The 2,927-nt window shown below is 56.4% G+C and carries 1 protein-coding gene; it reads left to right on the top strand.

Annotated features, from left to right (window positions below; all coding sequences use genetic code 11):
- Positions 1-392 precede the first annotated feature (392 nt).
- Complete coding sequence (locus PO883_RS34070) at positions 393-2,762, top strand: heavy metal translocating P-type ATPase (protein WP_373890136.1); 2,370 nt, start codon at positions 393-395, stop codon at positions 2,760-2,762.
- Positions 2,763-2,927: the final 165 nt, after the last annotated feature.

Here is a 2,927-nt window from a genome sequence, read left to right on the forward strand (position 1 = left end):
TCGTCATGGGTGCGTGGGCGTTCGCCGCCGGAACATTCTTTGGGTGGTTTCACAGCTTGTTGTCTGTGAACCGTGTTCATAGCACTGTTAGGTCAGGTTGAACCGGCATCAACTCTCAGAGGCGGCTCGTCACATCACGGAAAGCGCATGTGCTGCTTGCCGCCCTCCAATGACGAGCTCCTGACTGACCGTCAGGCTTCGTCGACCCGCCAGTCCCACAATGCATAAATCGCGCTCACCCGGGACTTGCCGCAATCAAACACGTCGTTTGCGCGCCCGAAAGCACCCGATGTGAATGCTGCACCGGACTCGAACAATTCAGCCCATATTCAGCGCGGCGAGGTTTATTCCTCCTTTAGTGTATGGTTCAAGCAAGACATGAGGAGAACAGAATGGATAGTCAAACTCGCGTGGCACACCATCACGATGGGGACGCTGCGCATGTGCATGCCGATACCTCGGCAGTAGGCATGGACAAGACGTTCACGGACCCCGTTTGCGGCATGAAGGTCAGCGCCGACCCAGCAAAGAAAATCGTCCACGCAGGCCACGATTATTTCTTCTGCAGCGTTGGTTGTATGACCAAATTTCGTGCCAGCCCAAAGTCATATCTGGACACGAATAAGGCGAAGGAACAGGAGCAGCCAGCTACTCAAGAGGGAACGATATATACCTGCCCTATGCATCCGGAGATTCGGAAAACTGAACCTGGAAGTTGCCCAATATGCGGGATGGCGCTGGAACCGGTGATGCCTTCGCTTGACGATGAGGAGAATCCTGAACTGGTCAACTTCAGGCACCGGTTCTGGTGGACGTTGCCGCTTTCCATTGCTGTCTTCGTGCTGGCAATGTTCGGTCACATGGTGTTTCCCGAAGGGATTCCCAAGCAAAACATCATTGAGCTTGTTTTGAGTACGCCTGTCGTCTTGTGGGCCGGTTGGCCCTTCTTTGTGCGCTGCGTGCATTCCGTACTTCATCGCAGTCCGAACATGTGGACACTAATCGGCTCCGGCGTCGCTGCTGCGTACGGCTATAGCGTTGTTGCCACGTTTGCTCCCGGCTTGTTCCCCGCGACGCTCGTATCGCATGGTGGTCGAGTTGGTGTCTACTACGAGGCGGCAGCGGTAATTGTTTCGTTGACCCTGTTGGGACAAATCCTGGAACTGCGTGCGCGGTCGCAAACCTCCGCGGCAATCAAATCCCTGATGGGCTTGGCCCCAAAGACTGCGAGGCGAATCAAGGAGGACGGTACTGAAGAGGACGTGCCTCTAACCCATGTGCATATTGGAGACGCACTCCGCGTGCGCCCAGGGGAGAAAGTTCCTGTCGACGGTAAGGTCACGGAAGGCGAAAGCGCAGTTGACGAATCAATGCTCACTGGCGAACCGATGCCAGTGACGAAGCGGCCTGGGGACAAAGTGATTGGCGCCACGCTCAACACAAGTGGGAGTCTGGTAATCCGCGCCGAGAAAATTGGCTCCCAGACTATGCTCTCGCAAATTGTACAAATGGTCGCGCAGGCCCAGCGGTCTCGCGCGCCGATGCAGCGCCTGGCTGACGTTGTCGCCGGCTACTTCGTCGTCATTGTAATTACCATCGCGGTTCTTACACTGCTCGGGTGGGGCTTTTTCGGCCCAGAACCAAGTTGGGTGTTCGGGTTCGTCAACGCGGTTGCAGTAATTATCATTGCATGTCCGTGTGCGTTGGGGTTGGCAACGCCGATGTCAATAATGGCGGCCACCGGCCGTGCTGCGACTCAAGGCATGCTGTTCCGCGATGCCGCGGCTATAGAGGGAATGCACAAGGTTGACACGCTCATCGTGGATAAGACCGGTACCCTGACGGAGGGGAAACCTGCGTTTGACCGGGTTGTCGCCGCGCCCGGTTTCAGGGAGGAAGATGTGTTGCGAATTGCTGCGAGTATCGACCAAGGAAGCGAGCATCCTCTTGCAAATGCAATTGTCGCGGAGGCCCGCAAGCGCGGCCTGGCTCTGGACAAGCCGGAGAGCTTTGAGTCCTCCAGTGGAATCGGAGTACGCGGTGTCGTATCCGGCAAACGTATTGCGTTGGGGAATACCGCTCTGATGGACGCCGAAAAAGTTGATTGGCATGCGTTAGTTAACCAAGCGGAAGAGCTTAGGGGCGAGGGGGCGAGCGTAATGTACCTCTCTTCTGACGAGCGTTTGGTCGGCCTGCTGGCCGTCTCCGACCCAGTGAAGGCAAGCACGATGGAAGCGCTCGAGACCCTGCGCGCAGCCGGCCTGACGGTCATCATGGCGACAGGAGACGGTCTCACGACAGCGAAATCAGTGGCGAAAAGACTCGGCATCACAGAAGTTTATGGTGAGGTGAAGCCACAGGACAAATTAGCCCTGGTTGAACGACTGCAGAAGGAGGGCAAGGTGGTGGCGATGGCGGGTGACGGAATTAACGACGCCCCTGCATTGGCCAAGGCTGATGTCGGCATCGCGATGGGAACCGGGACTGACGTGGCGATGAATAGCGCACACCTCACTCTGGTGAAAGGGGACTTGCGCGCCATCGCGCGCGCGCGAGTTCTTTCGCTAGATACGGTCCGCAACATGCGCCAGAACTTGGGTTTCGCGTTCATTTACAACGCACTTGGAATCCCCCTCGCTGCGGGATTGCTATACCCGCTTACCGGGCAGTTATTGTCGCCGGTAATTGCCGCGCTTGCGATGAGCCTGAGCTCGGTATCGGTGATTACCAACGCATTGCGTCTGCGAGGGACGGCTAAGTAATTTTTGGGACGGAAAGTAGCCCTATTCCTTGATAGCTGTACCTTATCGCGAAGCTGCGGCGGTATAAAACGATACCAACCAGGGAGAGAGAAATTTTGAATTCGAATCTTATTGAAACCCCTCAGCAAACTCCAGCAACTTCGGCACGCATGCCTTCGACTACCG

Origin of the sequence: Massilia sp. DJPM01, from assembly GCF_030348125.1 — a bacterium.
Lineage (GTDB): Bacteria > Pseudomonadota > Gammaproteobacteria > Burkholderiales > Burkholderiaceae_D > Telluria_A > Telluria_A frigida.